Annotated in this window: 15 protein-coding genes; 8 read left to right on the top strand and 7 right to left on the bottom strand. The window is 65.7% G+C overall.

What is annotated here, in order from left to right:
* Positions 1 to 2 precede the first annotated feature (2 nt).
* Positions 3 to 1,034, bottom strand: a complete 1,032-nt coding sequence (locus DNX69_RS00305) for a patatin-like phospholipase family protein (protein WP_110783889.1) — start codon at positions 1,032 to 1,034, stop codon at positions 3 to 5.
* A 291-nt stretch (positions 1,035 to 1,325) separates the two neighbouring features.
* On the opposite strand from DNX69_RS00305, the gene DNX69_RS00300 reads away from it, so the two are divergent.
* Positions 1,326 to 2,321, top strand: a complete 996-nt coding sequence (locus tag DNX69_RS00300; protein WP_234826808.1) for a hypothetical protein — start codon at positions 1,326 to 1,328, stop codon at positions 2,319 to 2,321.
* Positions 2,322 to 2,542: 221 nt separating this feature from the next.
* Positions 2,543 to 5,017 carry a putative bifunctional diguanylate cyclase/phosphodiesterase gene (locus tag DNX69_RS00295; protein ID WP_110783886.1) on the top strand — a complete coding sequence of 825 codons (2,475 nt, stop codon included), beginning with the start codon at positions 2,543 to 2,545 and terminating at the stop codon, positions 5,015 to 5,017.
* A gap of 101 nt (positions 5,018 to 5,118) precedes the next feature.
* Here the strand turns inward: DNX69_RS00295 and DNX69_RS00290 are convergent, their stop codons facing one another.
* Positions 5,119 to 5,682 (bottom strand): nitroreductase family protein, encoded by a 564-nt coding sequence (locus DNX69_RS00290; protein ID WP_110783885.1) that lies wholly within the window; start codon positions 5,680 to 5,682, stop codon positions 5,119 to 5,121.
* Positions 5,683 to 5,981: 299 nt separating this feature from the next.
* Here DNX69_RS00290 and DNX69_RS00285 point away from each other — a divergent pair, with 299 nt between their 5' ends.
* The 3 genes from DNX69_RS00285 (at position 5,982) to DNX69_RS00275 (ending at position 8,051) form a co-directional block, all read left to right on the top strand.
* Positions 5,982 to 6,773: a YfdX family protein gene (locus DNX69_RS00285; RefSeq protein WP_165825142.1), complete on the top strand. Its 792-nt coding sequence runs from the start codon at positions 5,982 to 5,984 to the stop codon at positions 6,771 to 6,773.
* A gap of 252 nt (positions 6,774 to 7,025) precedes the next feature.
* A complete protein-coding gene (locus DNX69_RS00280; protein WP_110783882.1) occupies positions 7,026 to 7,604 on the top strand; it encodes a hypothetical protein in 579 nt (192 codons plus the stop codon).
* A 78-nt stretch (positions 7,605 to 7,682) separates the two neighbouring features.
* Positions 7,683 to 8,051, top strand: coding sequence for a helix-turn-helix domain-containing protein (locus DNX69_RS00275; protein WP_110783880.1), 369 nt, complete (start codon positions 7,683 to 7,685; stop codon positions 8,049 to 8,051).
* A 23-nt stretch (positions 8,052 to 8,074) separates the two neighbouring features.
* Here the strand turns inward: DNX69_RS00275 and thrS are convergent, their stop codons facing one another.
* Positions 8,075 to 10,153 (bottom strand): threonine--tRNA ligase, encoded by a 2,079-nt coding sequence (gene thrS / locus DNX69_RS00270; RefSeq protein ID WP_110783878.1) that lies wholly within the window; start codon positions 10,151 to 10,153, stop codon positions 8,075 to 8,077.
* Between the two features lie 218 nt (positions 10,154 to 10,371).
* Between thrS and DNX69_RS00265 the strand changes: the two genes are divergently transcribed.
* Positions 10,372 to 11,490 (top strand): MFS transporter, encoded by a 1,119-nt coding sequence (locus DNX69_RS00265; protein ID WP_110783877.1) that lies wholly within the window; start codon positions 10,372 to 10,374, stop codon positions 11,488 to 11,490.
* Positions 11,491 to 11,851: 361 nt separating this feature from the next.
* Here the strand turns inward: DNX69_RS00265 and DNX69_RS00255 are convergent, their stop codons facing one another.
* On the bottom strand, positions 11,852 to 12,502 hold the full coding sequence (locus DNX69_RS00255) for an O-methyltransferase (RefSeq protein ID WP_110783873.1): 651 nt from the start codon (positions 12,500 to 12,502) through the stop codon (positions 11,852 to 11,854).
* Positions 12,503 to 12,598: 96 nt separating this feature from the next.
* Between DNX69_RS00255 and DNX69_RS00250 the strand changes: the two genes are divergently transcribed.
* The gene (locus tag DNX69_RS00250; RefSeq protein ID WP_110783872.1) at positions 12,599 to 13,231 is read left to right on the top strand and encodes a TetR family transcriptional regulator; all 633 of its coding nucleotides are present in this window, start codon (positions 12,599 to 12,601) and stop codon (positions 13,229 to 13,231) included.
* A 17-nt stretch (positions 13,232 to 13,248) separates the two neighbouring features.
* Positions 13,249 to 13,659 carry a DUF3574 domain-containing protein gene (locus DNX69_RS00245; RefSeq protein WP_110783870.1) on the top strand — a complete coding sequence of 137 codons (411 nt, stop codon included), beginning with the start codon at positions 13,249 to 13,251 and terminating at the stop codon, positions 13,657 to 13,659.
* On the opposite strand, the gene DNX69_RS00240 is transcribed toward DNX69_RS00245, so the two are convergent.
* From DNX69_RS00240 to DNX69_RS00230, 3 genes are all read right to left on the bottom strand, one after another.
* Positions 13,649 to 13,846, bottom strand: a complete 198-nt coding sequence (locus DNX69_RS00240; protein WP_110783869.1) for a TenA/THI-4 family protein — start codon at positions 13,844 to 13,846, stop codon at positions 13,649 to 13,651. The genes DNX69_RS00245 and DNX69_RS00240 overlap by 11 nt on opposite strands.
* A gap of 50 nt (positions 13,847 to 13,896) precedes the next feature.
* Positions 13,897 to 14,136 (bottom strand): transcriptional regulator, encoded by a 240-nt coding sequence (locus DNX69_RS00235; protein WP_110783867.1) that lies wholly within the window; start codon positions 14,134 to 14,136, stop codon positions 13,897 to 13,899.
* A gap of 100 nt (positions 14,137 to 14,236) precedes the next feature.
* Complete coding sequence (locus tag DNX69_RS00230) at positions 14,237 to 14,446, bottom strand: cold-shock protein (RefSeq protein WP_110783866.1); 210 nt, start codon at positions 14,444 to 14,446, stop codon at positions 14,237 to 14,239.
* Positions 14,447 to 14,714 lie beyond the last annotated feature (268 nt).

Here is a 14,714-nt window from a genome sequence, read left to right as displayed (position 1 = left end):
CCTCAGGTCTCCACTGGGACCGTCGCCTTCGGCTGCGGGACGGCTTCTTCGATCGTCTCGCGAATCGAGTCGATGGCGCGCTCGGCGGCGCGGGCGCCGTGGGCGATGATCTCGTCGGCGCGGTGGAAGTCGAACCAGCCGATCCGGCCGACCCGCGGCGAGATCAACAGGTCCGGCGGATCGCCGGCCAGCCGCGCCCGGGTGATGCGGTCCTGCATAATGTTGAAGGCGTCGGTCATCACCTTGGAGATGCCCGGCCGTTCCGGGCTGCCGAACAGCTCCTGCTTGACGAACCGCTCCGGCGAAAAGAACCGCGTGAATCCGCGCTTCGGCGCGGGCGGCTCCTCCGGCTCCGGTTCTGGCTCGGCTGCTGCGACATTGCCGTGCGAGAAGATCGTGGTGCCGTGGCCGAACACGTCGCTGGAGACGTTGGCGGCGATCACAATTTCGGCGCCGAGCGCACGGGCCGCGGAGACCGGCACCGGATTGACCAGCGCGCCGTCGACCAGCCAGCGATCGCCGATCAGCACCGGCGAGAAGATGCCGGGCAGGGCGTAAGATGCACGCACCGCATCGACGATGCGACCTTGCGTCAGCCAGATCTCGTGGCCGGTCGCCACTTCGGTGGCGACGCTGGCGAATTTCTGCGTCAGATCCTGTATCAGGATCTGGCCGAGCGTGGCGTCGAGCTGCGCCGCCAGCTTGCTGCCGCCGATCAGCCCGGAGCCATTGAGCCGGATGTCGAGATAACCGAAGATGTTGCGCGGCTGCAGTCGCCGCGCCCATTCCTCCAGCGTGTCGAGATGGCCTGCGACATACGCGCCGCCGACCACCGCGCCGATCGAGGTGCCGACCACCACGTCGGGCGTAATCCCATTGGCCAGCAGGGTACGAAGGATGCCGATGTGAGCGAAGCCGCGCGCCGCACCACCGCCCAGCGCCAGCCCGATCACCGGCCTGCGGATGCTGTCGAGGCCGACCTTGCCCAGTGCCGGCGGGCTCGCTTGCCCGCGTCCGATCAGATTTTCCAGCACGGCTGTCTCCTGAACTCGTCTTCCACTACGGTCGGGGCCGACCCGGCTTGCGACTCGCGTCGCTCCATCGTGCCACGGCGTTCTGAAAGCATGAATAATGCCTTGGGCGGCCGGGACTAGGGGAGAATCGTGACGCAATCACGAACCACACGTCCATACCGTTCGGTTCTGGGCCGGCTCAGCCCGGCACCGGACCGGCTTGAATTTGCCGCGTTTTCGGTGAAAACCATCGCGATGAAATTCAGGGGTAACATCATCGGGAGCCGGCTGCGCGGAATAGCCCATTGGGGGATGGTCGGGGCGTGCGTGTTGGCGCTCACCCAGCCTGCGACTGCGCAATTGTTTGGTGAGCGGCCGCCGCCGGTGCCGCCGGCCTCGGTTCCCGAGCCGCCTGCCGGTGGAGCGATCAGCCTGGCGCCGCAAAGCGGTCCCGCTGCGGCCCCGAATCTGCCCGCACCACTCACTCAGCCGCCGGTCGCCGCGGTCACGCCGCCTGCGATGTCGCCGCTGCCGCCTGTCGCCGCCGCCCCGCAGGGCGTGCTGGCGCTGACCGCGCGCTACGGCAAGGACCAGCCGGTGATCAACAGCGGCCTGGTGTGGCGGGTCTATTCCGATCGTCCCGACGACAGCGGCTCGATCAAGCTGGTGCGCGAGGACCACGGCGCCAACCCGAACATCCTGCTGCCACCGGGCAACTACGTCGTGCATGTGGCGCTCGGTCTGGTCAGCGCGGTGCGACCGGTGACGGTAAAAGCCGATACCGAGCGCGAGAATTTCGTGCTTCCAGCCGGCGGCCTGCGCATCGAAGGCAAGGTCGGCAGTTCGCGGATTCCGTCGAACCAGATCTCGTTCGCGATCTACAAGGGCAGCCAGTTCGACAACGCCCAGCGCGCCCCGCTGCTCCCCAACGTTGCCGCCGGCGACGTCGCTCTGGTGCCGGAAGGCACCTACTACATCGTCTCCAACTATGGCGATGCCAATTCGGTGGTGCGCTCCGACATTCGCGTCCAGGCCGGCAAGCTCACCGACGTCACCATCACGCACCGCGCGGCGGTGATCACCTTGAAGCTGGTCAGCGAGAAGGGCGGCGAAGCGCTCGCCAATACCTCGTGGTCGGTGCTGACGCCGGGCGGCGACGTGATCAAGGAATCGATCGGTGCCTTCCCGCGGGTCGTGCTGTCGGAAGGAGAGTACCGCGCCATCGCCAAGAACGAGGGCAAGGTGTTCGAGCGTGGCTTCAACGTCGTCAATGGCGTCGACGGTGAAGTCGAGGTGCTGGCGCGCTGAAGTCTGGCTCCGGGACTGCGCCTCACGCGATCGACGCGACGCTTCGCAGCGGCCGCGCGCAGTGTCACCATGCAGTGTCACAATGGTGAATGCGAAATAACCATTACGCGACTTAAAATCTTCATAATCAGTGGTTTGGCCGTCGTCAGGCGCTGCGTTTACATCGTCTTAATCGGGAATAGCTCGACTGCACCGCAGTTCTCATCCGCGGGGCGCTACTCGTGTCGGCTGCCGTTCCTCAACTTTCCGAAAATTCGATCAGTCAGCTTGCTGCCGATTTGACCGTGCTGCAGCGCAAGTGGCACGCGGCGATTCAGCCGGGACAATCGCTGCCGAGCTACGAAGAGGTGATGCTGGGCAGCCTCGGCCGGCTCGCGGATCATCTGGTGCTGCTGGAGATCGACGGCGAGACCCCCGAAGTGTCGCGCACCGGCCGCTACGCCCAGCGTTGGCTCGGCGACGAGCGCTGGGACATTCCGCTCGACGCATTGTCGCCGGATTGCGGCACGGCGCTGGCGCAGGCGGCATCGGGCGCGCTGCAGAACAAACGACCGCATCTCGGCACCGCGCATTGCGTCCGCGACGGTATCGTCCAGCGCTACACCATGCTGGCGCTGCCGACCGCGTCGCGCTGGGGCGGTACGCTGGTCGGCGTCTATGTCAACGAGGAGGCGCAGCGCTACAACCTGCTGGATGCGATCTTCTCCTCGACCGACGACGGCATCGTCGCGCTGACCGCGATCCGCGGTCCCGACCGCAAGCCGTTCGATTTTCAGATCGTGCACGTCAACCAGGGCGCTTCGCAGTTGCTACGCCGGCCGGTCGCCGAGCTGCGCTGGAGCCGGCTGGCGGTCGGACATCACCTCTTGTGCGCCCCTGACGTCGCGGGGCGATTGATCGATCTGGTCGATTCCGACGCCAGCGTCACCTTTGCGGTCGACAGTGGAGATCGCAATCTCAGCCTCAGCGCGACCGCATTCGGGGACGTGGTGTCGGTGACGATCTCCGACGTCACCTCGCTGAAGAAGCGCGAGGAGTCGTTCCGGCTGCTGTTCGACGGCAACCCGATGCCGATGTGGGTGTTCGACGCCCAGACCTTCGAATTCCTCAGCGTCAACGACGCGGCCGTGGCGCATTACGGCTATCCGCGCGAACGGTTCCTGCGGATGTCGCTGCGCGAGATCTGGCCGCGCGAGGAGTGGATCGCGCACGGCCAGACGCTGCTGGAGATGCGCGACAGCTATCAGTCCGAAGGCAATTGGCGCCACATCAAAGCCGATGGCTCGGAGATCCATGTGCTGACCTTCGGTCGCCGCGTGATGTTCGACGGCCGTGACGGCTTTCTGGTCGCGGTGGTCGACGTCACCGAGCGCCGCAAGGCCGAAGCCAAGATCGCCCACATGGCGCATCACGATGGGCTCACCAATCTGCCGAACCGTGCGCTGTATCAGCAGCGGCTGGAGCAGGCGCTGGCGCAGGCGCGCGGCAGCGGCGCGATGGTCGCGGTGATGTGCGTCGATCTCGATCTGTTCAAGAACGTCAACGACTCGTTCGGCCATCCGATGGGCGATCGGCTGCTGCAATGCGTCGCCGAGCGGCTGCGGCAGCAGATCGGCGACGGCGACCTGGTGGCGCGGCTCGGCGGCGACGAATTCGCGATCGTGCTGACTTCGCTCGCCACGCCGAACGAAGCCAGCACCTTCGCTGCGCGGCTGATCGAAATCCTGAGCGCGCCCTACGACATGGACGGGCTCGAAGTGGTGATCGGCGCCTCGATCGGTATCGCGCTCGCGCCGTCCGACGGCGACGAGTGCGAGGCGCTGTCGCGCAACGCCGATATGGCGCTGTACCGGGCCAAGTCTGCGGGCGGCGGCTGCCACCATTTCTTCGAGAAGGAAATGGATCGTCAGGCGCAGATCCGCCGCGACATGGAGCTCGATCTGCGGCAGGCGTTCGCGCGCGGCGAGTTCGAACTGCACTACCAACCGCTGATCGATCTGGCCGAAGACCGGATCGGCGGATTCGAAACGCTGCTGCGCTGGCGCCATCCCGAGCGCGGCATGATTTCGCCGTCCGACTTCGTCCCGGTGGCCGAAGACATCGGCCTGATCGTCGGTCTCGGCGAATGGGTGTTGCGGCAGGCGTGTCTGGAAGCGGCGAGCTGGCCGTCGGACGTCAAGGTCGCGGTCAATCTGTCGCCGGTGCAGTTCCGCAGCCGCAATCTGGTCCAAGTGGTGATCTCGGCGCTGGCGCAGTCGAGCCTGGTGCCGCACCGGCTCGAACTCGAGATCACCGAGTCGCTGTTCCTCGCCGACAGCGAAGCCAATCTGGCGACGCTGCATCAGCTCCGCAGCCTCGGCGTGCGGATCTCGATGGACGATTTCGGCACCGGCTACTCGTCGCTCAGCTACTTGCGCAGCTTTCCGTTCGACAAGATCAAGATCGACCGCTCGTTCGTGAAGGATCTCACCGAGCGGCCGGACTGCCTCGCGATCGTCCGCGCCATCGCCGGGCTCGGCCGCAGCCTCGACATCACCACGCTCGCCGAAGGCGTCGAGACCGTCGAACAGCTCGACGCGCTCCGCGCCGAAGGCTGTCACGAGGTGCAAGGCTTCCTGTTCAGCCCGGCGCGCCCGGCCTCGGAGGTTCGCGGCCTCCTGACGCGGTTCGGACGCCAGGCGTCGCAGGCGGCGTAGGACTCACCAAACCGTCACGCGACGCCGTCGCTCCCCTGCGTGCGCACCGCGCGCTCCCTCTCCCCGCTTGCGGGCAGAGGTGAAGAGGCGCCGTTCAAGGCTCAGAACCTCGTCACCACCTCCGCCAGCGACGGCCGCGGACGGTCTTCGATGTCTTTCGGCCGCGTGCCGATGTGGATGAAGCCGGCGAGCTTCTCGTCGCCGCGCAGGCCGAGGCCGCTCAGCACGTCGGGGTCGAACGCGATCCAGCCGGTCAGCCAGTTGGCGCCGTAGCCGAGCGCGGTCGCGGCGGAGACGATGTTCATGCAGCTCGCGCCGGCCGACAATTCCTGCTCCCACACCGGCACCTTGGGATGATGCTTGGGCGACGACACCACCGCGATCACCAGCGGCGCTTCGCACAGCCGAGCCTTCTCGGCGGCGATCTGCTCGGCGGCTGCCTCGGGATGCTTGCGGGCGAACACCTCGGCGATCACCTCGCCGGCGCGCTCGCGGGCGTCGCCTTCGAACACGATGAAGCGCCACGGCGTGATCTTGCCGTGATCCGGCACCCGGGCGCCGATCGTCAGGATGGTTTCCAGCTGGTCGGGCGAGGGGCCTGGCCCGGTCATCTCACGCGGCTTCACCGAGCGGCGGGTTTCGAGAAAGGAAATGACATCCGACATGGCGCTTCTCCGGCGATCCGACGATCGCTTCGCATGATGATTGGTGCCCCTTCTAGCAAATAACACGCACCCGATCGACTGCCGCGCGGCAAATCAGACAGCTTCCAACCAAGCGCGACGAGGCGTGACCGATCCCGGGTGGTGCCCAGAAATGCCTGCAAAACAATGGTTTCCTAAGTTTAATGAAACGCGACCGGCAATCTCGCCGTTGTCCGGACGAACTCGACATCGCGGGTTCTGCCGAGCGATCACCGAAAGTCGATGACCGCGTTCGACATCTACTTTCAGGAGAAACGATCATGCTTCGTGTCAAGACCACGCTCGTCGTCGCTGCCCTCGCCACCACCACGCTGTGTGGCGCCGTCTATGCGGCCGATCACCAGACCTCGCCCGGCCAGGCCACCGCACAGGATTTCTCGAAGCTGTCGAGAGACGGCTTCAACGCCTTCCAGGACATTCGCGAGGCGCGGCTGGCGCTGTTCAACGGCAAGCCGGAGGCGGCCCGCAAGGACGTCAACAAGGCGATGGAATCGCTGGAGAAGAGCAAGACGGACGACTCGGTGTTTCTCAAGGCCGAGTCCGAGATGAAGCTCAGCGCGCCGTCGGCCAGCGCGTCGCAGCAGTCCGCCAGCCAGACCACGGCCTCGACCAAGCCGGTGAAGTGGCTGCCGATCAACGGCACCATCACGGTGCAGGAAGATTATTCCGCGGTGCCCGCCAAGGTGGCCGCGCTGAAGACCGCGAATTCGCAGCTCAAGGCCGGTAAGCAGAAGGAAGCGCTCGACACGTTGAAGATGAACGACGTCAACGTTGCGGTCTCGCTCGAATCCGCGCCGATCGACGCCACCCTTAAGGGGGTCGACCAGGCGTCCAAGCTGCTCGACGCCGGCAAGTACTACGAAGCCAACGGCGCACTGATGCAGGTCGAGAACGGCGTCCGCTACTCGGTGGTCGATATGCAGGACAAGGCGCCGACCACGGCGAGCACCGCGGCTCCGGATACCAAGTCCGCACCGGCCACTACCGGCCAGGCGACGGCTGCCAAGCCGTCCGCGTCCAGCCCGCCCACAGCTAACCCGGCGAGCCGCTGACGGATCGCCATGGCCGAAGCGACGGATGATCTCCGGCCGTTGCTTCGGCCGACTTCAGGCAGGTGGTTGTTTGACGATCGGATGGTCTGTGGGCGTCATCTGAGCTTCGATATAGGAAAACCTTGCCGCCGGCGGCAATTATCGCCGCGCTCGGCGCCGGAGCAGCGCGCGATCGCATTGATCGGCAACACTTCTTCTTGGCGCGAGGTTTGCACTGCGTGTTCGGGACAACTCGCGACGGGGGCTCACACCATGAATATCACCGACCGCCAAGGCCTTGCGCTGACGCCGTACATGCACGTGACCAAGGCGGATTCGGATAAGTCCACCGACAAGAACGGGCTCGCTTTCGAAGGTGACGTGTACAGCTTCGCGGACTTGATGAAGGCGCATCCGGAAGCGGTGCGCAAAGTGACGTCTGCGGATGTCGACGAGATCGCCCGCGTCTGGCTGCAGCAGCAGGAGACGGCGCCGCGCGGCGGTTCCGACAACGAGCCGGACGACGTCTACGCCACCGTCAAGGTTGGCAACAAGGTGGTGGCGACGTTGTACAATAGCGGCATCGTCGAAATGAGTAATTCCGCCGCGGGCACCGTGGACGGTATCGTCGAGCCGTCGCTGACCGGACCGGCGATGGCGCAGTGGCGGGCGGAGACCTACGCCAAGCTGCTCGGCGGAAAGGTCGAGATCGCGGGCACCGCCAAGTCGCAAAGCGAATGGACGCCGCGCGCCGGCAGCGAACGCCAGTACAGCCGCGCCGAACTCGACGCCGCGATCGCCGCGATGCAGAAGGGCACCACCCAATCCCCCGGGCTCGACCGCAGCGCGTGAACCGGTGCCAACTTAGGCGGGACGTGAGAACGCATCGCGATTACGATGCGATCGACGCACAAACCGTTTGAGGTCGCCATGGACATCGCTCCGATCAAGTCACAGCGCGATTATCGCCGTGCCCTCAAGCAGATCGAGGAACTGATGAATGCGCGGCGGAGTACGCCGGAGGGCGATCGGCTGGACGTGCTGGTGACCCTGGTGGAAGCTTGGGAGCGCAAGCACTATCCGCTCGATCTGCCCGATCCGGTCGAAGCGATCCGCTATCACATGGAGCAGAACGATCTGCAGCCCCGCGACCTGATCCCGTTCATCGGCAGTCGCAATCGGGTGCACGAGGTGCTCAATCGCAAGCGCGATCTGACGTTGCCGATGATCCGGAAATTGCATCAGGGGCTCGGCATCCCAGCCGAGTCCCTGATCAAGAGCGCAGGCGAGGCGGCCTGACGCCGCCTCGGGTTTGGTCTCGTTCAGGCCGCTTCCCGCATCCGCTTCACGTCCGGCGGCGTCGCCTCGTCGACCAGCGCGGCGATGGCTTCGTCGGTCGGCATCACCTTCTGGCCTTCGCTGCCGAGGCGGCGGACGGAGACCGAGTGGCTCTCGGCTTCCTTCTTGCCGACCACCAACAGGGCGGGGACCTTGGCGAGCGAATGCTCGCGCACCTTGAAGTTGATCTTCTCGTTGCGCAGGTCGATGTCGGCGCGCAGGCCGGCCTTGCGCAGCGCCGCCAGCACCTTCTTGGCGTAGTCGTCGCCTTCCGACGTGATTGTGGTGACGACCACCTGCACCGGCGCCAGCCACAGCGGGAAGTTGCCGGCGAAGTGCTCGATCAGGATGCCGGTGAAACGCTCCATCGAACCGCAGATCGCGCGATGCACCATCACCGGCGCCTTCTTGGCGCCGTCGGCGTCAATGTAGAACGCGCCGAACCGCTCCGGCAGGTTGAAGTCGACCTGCGTGGTGCCGCACTGCCAATCGCGGCCGATCGCGTCGCGCAGCACATATTCGAACTTCGGCCCGTAGAACGCGCCTTCGCCCGGGTTGATCTCGGTCTTGATGCGGTTGCCGCCCTTGGCCTTGATCTCGGACAGCACCGTGGCCATCACGCGCTCGGCGTGATCCCACATCTCGTCGGTGCCGACACGTTTCTCCGGCCGGGTCGACAGCTTCACCGTCAGTTCGCCCTCGAAGCCGAAGTCCGAGTAGGTCGACAGGATCAGATCGTTGATCTTGATGCATTCCTCGGCGAGCTGCGCCTCGGTGCAGAACACATGCGCGTCGTCCTGGGTGAAGCCGCGCACCCGCATCAGGCCGTGCATCGCGCCCGACGGCTCGTAGCGATGCACCACGCCGAACTCGGCCATCCGCAGCGGCAGGTCGCGGTAGCTCTTCAAACCATGTTTGAAGATCTGAACATGGCCCGGGCAGTTCATCGGCTTCAGCGCGAACCAGCGCTTGTCCTCGGCGTCCTCGCCGGCCGATTGCGCCGCGAACATGTTCTCGCGGTACCATTCCCAGTGGCCCGAGGTCTCCCACAGCACCTTGTCGAGGATCTGCGGCGCGTTGACCTCGTCGTAGTCGCCGGCGAGGCGGCGGCGCATGTAGCCGACCAGCGACTGGAACAGGCTCCAGCCCTTGGCGTGCCAGAACACGACGCCAGGACCTTCCTCCTGGAAGTGGAACAGGTCGAGCTCGCGGCCGAGTCGGCGGTGGTCGCGTTTCTCGGCTTCCTCGATCTGATGCAGATAGGCGTCGAGATCTTCCTGCTTGGCCCATGCGGTGCCGTAGATGCGGGTCAGCATCGGGTTGTTGCTGTCGCCGCGCCAATACGCGCCGGCCACCTTCATCAGCTTGAAGGCGGTGCCGATCTTGCCGGTCGAGGTCATGTGCGGGCCGCGGCACAGATCGAACCACTCGCCCTGCTTGTAGATCTTGATGGTCTGGTCTTCGGGGATGGCATCGACCAGCTCGACCTTGAACGCCTCGCCGTTGTCGGCGAACACCTTCTTGGCTTCGTCGCGGGTCCAGACTTCCTTGGTGAACGGTTTGTCGCGCGCGATGATCTCGCGCATCTTCTTCTCGATCGCGGCGAAGTCTTCCGGGGTGAACGGCTCGTTGCGGAAGAAGTCGTAGTAGAAGCCGTTCTCGATGGTCGGGCCGATCGTCACCTGGGTGCCCGGCCACAGGCTCTGCACCGCTTCGGCGAGCACATGGGCGCAATCGTGCCGGATCAATTCCAGCGCGCGCGAATCGTCACGCGCGACGAAATCGATCGCCGCATTGTCTTCGATCGGATCGGCGAGGTCGGTCAGGGCGCCGTTCAGCGCCATCGCGACGGTGCGCTTGGCGAGCGAGGGCGAAATGCCCTTGGCGATATCGAGCCCGGTGGTGCCGCGGGGATATTCGCGGGTCTTGCCGTCGGGGAAGGTGATGATGATCTGGTCCATGGGGGCTACCGGCTTGAGGTTGGAGAGCGTGTACTGGAAGCCGGAGGTGGACGCGGAAGGCTTGTCGCCCGAAAGCTTGTCGCCCGAAGTCTTATCGGTCATCGGAAGGCTCCTCTGGCTCACTCCTGCGTACGAGCGCAGGTAAGCGGAAAGGGGCTGTATAGCAGGGGAATCGGACGATTCAAGGAACCTGGGCTCACCGAGCGGTGTCGGCCGGCTCCCGGCGGGGCGGACATCCAGCTGCCCAAAATTTTAATGCATCTGCATTTAAATCCTGCTAGCGTTCGAGCGTGTCCCGCTCTTTTGCTCCCACCGCCCTGATGCTCGGCAATTTCGTCACCGGAACCTCGGTTCTGGCGCCGGCCGGCATGTTGCCGGATCTGGCCGCCGGGCTCGGCGTGACGATTCGCGACGCCGGGCTGCTGATCACCTTCGGGGCGATCGTGCTGTGCATCGGATCGCCGCTCACCGCGTGGCTGACCAGCCGGATCGACCGCCGGCTATTGCTGACCACGACGCTGGCGGTGCTGGCGCTCGGCAATCTCGCCTCGGCGTTTGCGCCGAACTATGCGGTGCTGCTGGTGCTGCGGCTGGCGATGCTGTCGGTCGGCGCGCTGTACACGCCGCAGGCCGCCGGCGCGGTGGCGCTGATCGTGCCGGCCGAGAACCGCGGCGGCACCATGGCCTATGTGTTTCTCGGCTGGTCGCTGGCGGTGGCGCTCGGCGTGCCGCTGGTCACGTTCGCGGCCGATCATGCCGGCTGGCGCGGTGCCTTCCTCACGGTCGGCGGCATCGGCTTGATCAGCTTCATCCTGCTGTGGCTGCGGCTGCCGGGCGGCCTGACCGCGGCGCCGGTGAGCCTACGCACTTGGACCGCGGTGGGGCGCAATCGCCGCATCCTGACGCTGCTCGGGGTGTCGTCGCTGCAGACTTCCGGGCAGTTCGTGGTGTTCACCTTCTTTGGGCCGCTGCTCACCGGGTTGACCGGGGCCGGGCCGCGCGAGATCGCGCTGGTGTTCGCGATCTACGGCGTCTGCGGCTTTGTCGGCAATATCATCGCGAGCCGCATCGTCGACGGCTGGGGCGCGTATCGCACCTCGGCGCTGTTCACGTCGCTGATGCTGGCCGGCATCGCCGGCTGGACGCTCGCGGCCGGGCATTTTGCGGTGATGGCGGCTGCGGTGGCGGTGTGGGGGCTAGGATTTGCGGCGTCGAACTCGATGCAGCAGGTCCGGCTGGTGACGGCCGATCCGACGCTCGCCGGCGCGACGGTGTCGCTCAATACCTCGGTACTGTATGTCGGCCAAGCGGTCGGTTCGGCGATCGGCGGCGCGCTGTTCGCGGCCGGGCTGCTGCACGTCAATGGTTATGTTTCCACAGCGGTGCTGGGTCTGGCGCTGTGCATGGTGGTGCTTGCGACGCGCGACCGCAGCGCTTGAAAGCAGTGCAGCCGCTTCGCGTCGCGACCAGCCGTCGCAGGTAGTTCGCCGCGGTCAGCAGCAGGCGGGCACTGATCAGCACGGGCGCATGGGTCGGCGAGGCGTGCGGCGGGACCAGCATCGCGATCGCCGTGAACACGAGGCAGGTGTGAAGCGCCAGCCTGTGGTGCAGCGGCAGCGCGGGGGCGGGTGGGGCGTCGATCGAACGGGCGGCCATGGGACTCTCCAGGCGGATCCGGGATCGACGGCGCCGTCAACGCACGCCGATCGCGGCGGATCGGGTCGTGCGTTGATTGACGTCGAACGCTTACGGCCGGCGATGCCGGCGTGAGACGGCGGGGCGCGCGCCCCGTCGGAGTGTTCAGCCGAGCCGCATCGACAGCTCGACATCGCTCGCGAACGGCACCGACAGATAGCCGTTGGCCGGATCGCGCACCCGGGCGAGATAGTCCGGGCTGTGATCGGCATTATCGGCGACGATCAGCGCGCCCGGCGCGAGCCGGCTTTCGAGCAGGGCGAGAATGTCAGGATATAGTGCCTTGGCGCCGTCGAGCAGCACGAGGTCGATACGGTCGGGCAGGTCCTTGCTGAGTGTCTGCAGCGCATCGCCTTCGCGGAACTCGACCAGATCGGCGAGATCGCCGGCTTCGAGGTTGGCCTCGGCACGGACCAGCTTGGCATGCTCGAACTCGGTAGTGATCAGCCGGCCGCCGCCATTGTCGCGTAGCGCTGCGGCCAGATGCAGCGTCGAAATCCCGAACGAGGTGCCGAATTCGACGATCGTGGTGGCGCGGCGGCTGCGTGCCAGCATGTAGAGTAGCACGCCGGTTTCGGGCGACACGGCGAGGGCGTAGTCTTTCAGCCGGCCGTAAAGTGTCGCGTAGTCGGTCTTGCTACGCATCATCTGCATGGTGTCGGGCGGGAGCCGGTCGAGCTGTGGCCGCGCGGCGTCGGCTTCGTCGAACAATCGCGCCAGCAGCGGGGCCAGCGGTGAGGTGGTCAGGGTGGTCATTGTGAACTCCAGACGGGAGTGATCAGCGCGATGTTGCGCGTCCTCAGAAATACGAATAAATAGTCGCATTCGCTAATCGCATTCCCCGGGACGCCCATGGTCGATCGACGAAGTGGCTCTATTTCCACGCGAAAACAGCCACAACAGGCGCGCTCGACGGAGCTGGTCGCGGCCATTCTGGAGGCGGCTGTTCAGGTTTTGGCGAAGGAGGGCGCGCAGCGCTTCACCACCGCGCGGGTCGCCGACAAGGCCGGCGTCAGCGTCGGCTCGCTGTATCAATACTTCCCTAACAAGGCCGCGATCCTGTTCCGGCTGCAGAGCGACGAGTGGCGGCAGACTGCGGAGATGCTGAGCGACATTCTGGACGACCGCAGCGATCCGCCGCCGAAGCGGCTGCGCCGGCTGGTCCATGCCTTCATCCAATCCGAATGCGACGAGGCCGAAGTCCGCGGCGCGCTCGACGATGCCGCGCCGCTGTATCGCGACGCACCGGAGGCCCGGGCCGCGCGGAAGGCGATGGACGGGACGATGGCGGCGTTTCTGCGGGAGGCGGCACCGCACAGTTCCGATGCGACGCGGGCGCGTGCGGCCGAACTGATCGGCCGCACCCTTGCGGCGCTCGGCAAGGATTTCTCCGGCCGTCGGCGCGCAGCCGCGGAAATCACCGCCTATGCGGATGAGGTTGCCGATATGCTGTGCGCTTATCTGAAGACCTTGCGACGCGGATGACGATACGGAGGCGCGAGATGATGCGGCTGCTGATCGCCTGCGCTGCGGCGGCGGTGCTCGCCGGCTGTGCTGCGGTGCCGGCGACGATGTGTTTGCCGCCGTCGCAGCCGATGCTGAGTGCAGAGCTGGCGTTCGGCCGTAATATCGGCGATCGCCTCGGAGTCAGCGATGCCGAGTTCGCGCGCTTCACCGCCGAGGAGATCACGCCGCGGTTTCCGGACGGGCTGACGGTGGTCGACGGCGCCGGGCAGTGGCGCGACAACGCGCGCGGCGCCATCGTCCGCGAGAAAGCCAAGCTGGTGACGCTGGTGTTCGCCGAAGATCCGGCCAAGCGCGCGGCGCTGAGCGACATCGCGGAAGCCTACAAACGGCGGTTCAAGCAACAGGCGGTGATGGTTTCGGTGCGGCCGAGCTGCGTCAGCTTCTGAGCGCAGCGGCAGTGCCGCGTTCGGTGATCTGATAGTGCGTCGCCCGGGTATCGACCGAGGAGCGCTTCAGCCAACCGATCTCGACGAGCTCTTCGAACGGCAGCCGCTCGCGGGCGCCGAACACCTGGCGACGGCCGCCGGTCGCATGGATGTCACGGATCAGCTTGAAATCGTCGGCGGTCGCCATCGTCGTCTCCAGCCGCGACCGCGCAGGCAGCGCTCCGCACGCTTTCAAGTTCAGGACGTCTTGCGGGCTCGCTTCTTCGGCGCTGCCGGTGGGGCGGCCAGAGCCGCGGCGGCCTGTTCGGCCTCGCGGGCGAGCCGCAGCTCGCGCAGCCGCGCCATGTTCTTGCGCGCGGCAACGGCCTCGCGCTCGATTTCAGCCATCCGCTGTGCGCCGTCCTGCTGTTCGACGAGTTTGCGGCGCGCCCGTTCGATGCTGGTCGGGGAGGGCGTCGTGGTCTTGTTCTCGCTCATATCCGCCTCGTTTCGGTACGCGCGACAAAACCCGCTCGATCACGAGGATCGAACGGGCCCATCTACCGTTTCAGTACATCCGTGAAACGGAGACGCTGGATCAAGCCAGCGCGAGATTCTCGGCGCTGCTCTTGCCGCGCATCTTGTCGACCTTGACCTCGAACGAGACCTTCTGGCCTTCGGCGAGGCCGGTCAGGCCGGCGCGCTCAACCGCGCTGATGTGCACGAACACGTCGTTGCCGCCGTCGCTCGGTGCGATGAAGCCAAAACCCTTTTGGCCGTTGAACCACTTCACGGTTCCTGTCGTCATTTCCGTTCTCCAAAGCATATCGCCCACGCCAACATGGCGTGCTGCGTTTCAACTAATCGATGACTTTGGGAAGGAGCCCGCGGGCGCATTCAGAAAGGCACAGCGGCTAATCGAATGACGCCACAGTACAGCATCCGCCCCGCTCGTACAAGGACTATATTGTCGCGCGCCGCCTGCAATGCCTGCAACCGTACCGATAGAGACAATACATGCGTCTTCGCCTATCGGTTAGTTCGGTGTTCGGTGCCACGTATCTCGCGTCGCGATG

The sequence above is a fragment of the Rhodopseudomonas palustris genome (assembly GCF_003226555.1).
GTDB classification, from domain to species: Bacteria; Pseudomonadota; Alphaproteobacteria; order Rhizobiales; family Xanthobacteraceae; genus Rhodopseudomonas; species Rhodopseudomonas palustris_I.
The sequence above is the reverse complement of the archived record's forward strand: the minus strand, read 5'-3'. Positions and strand labels throughout refer to the sequence as shown.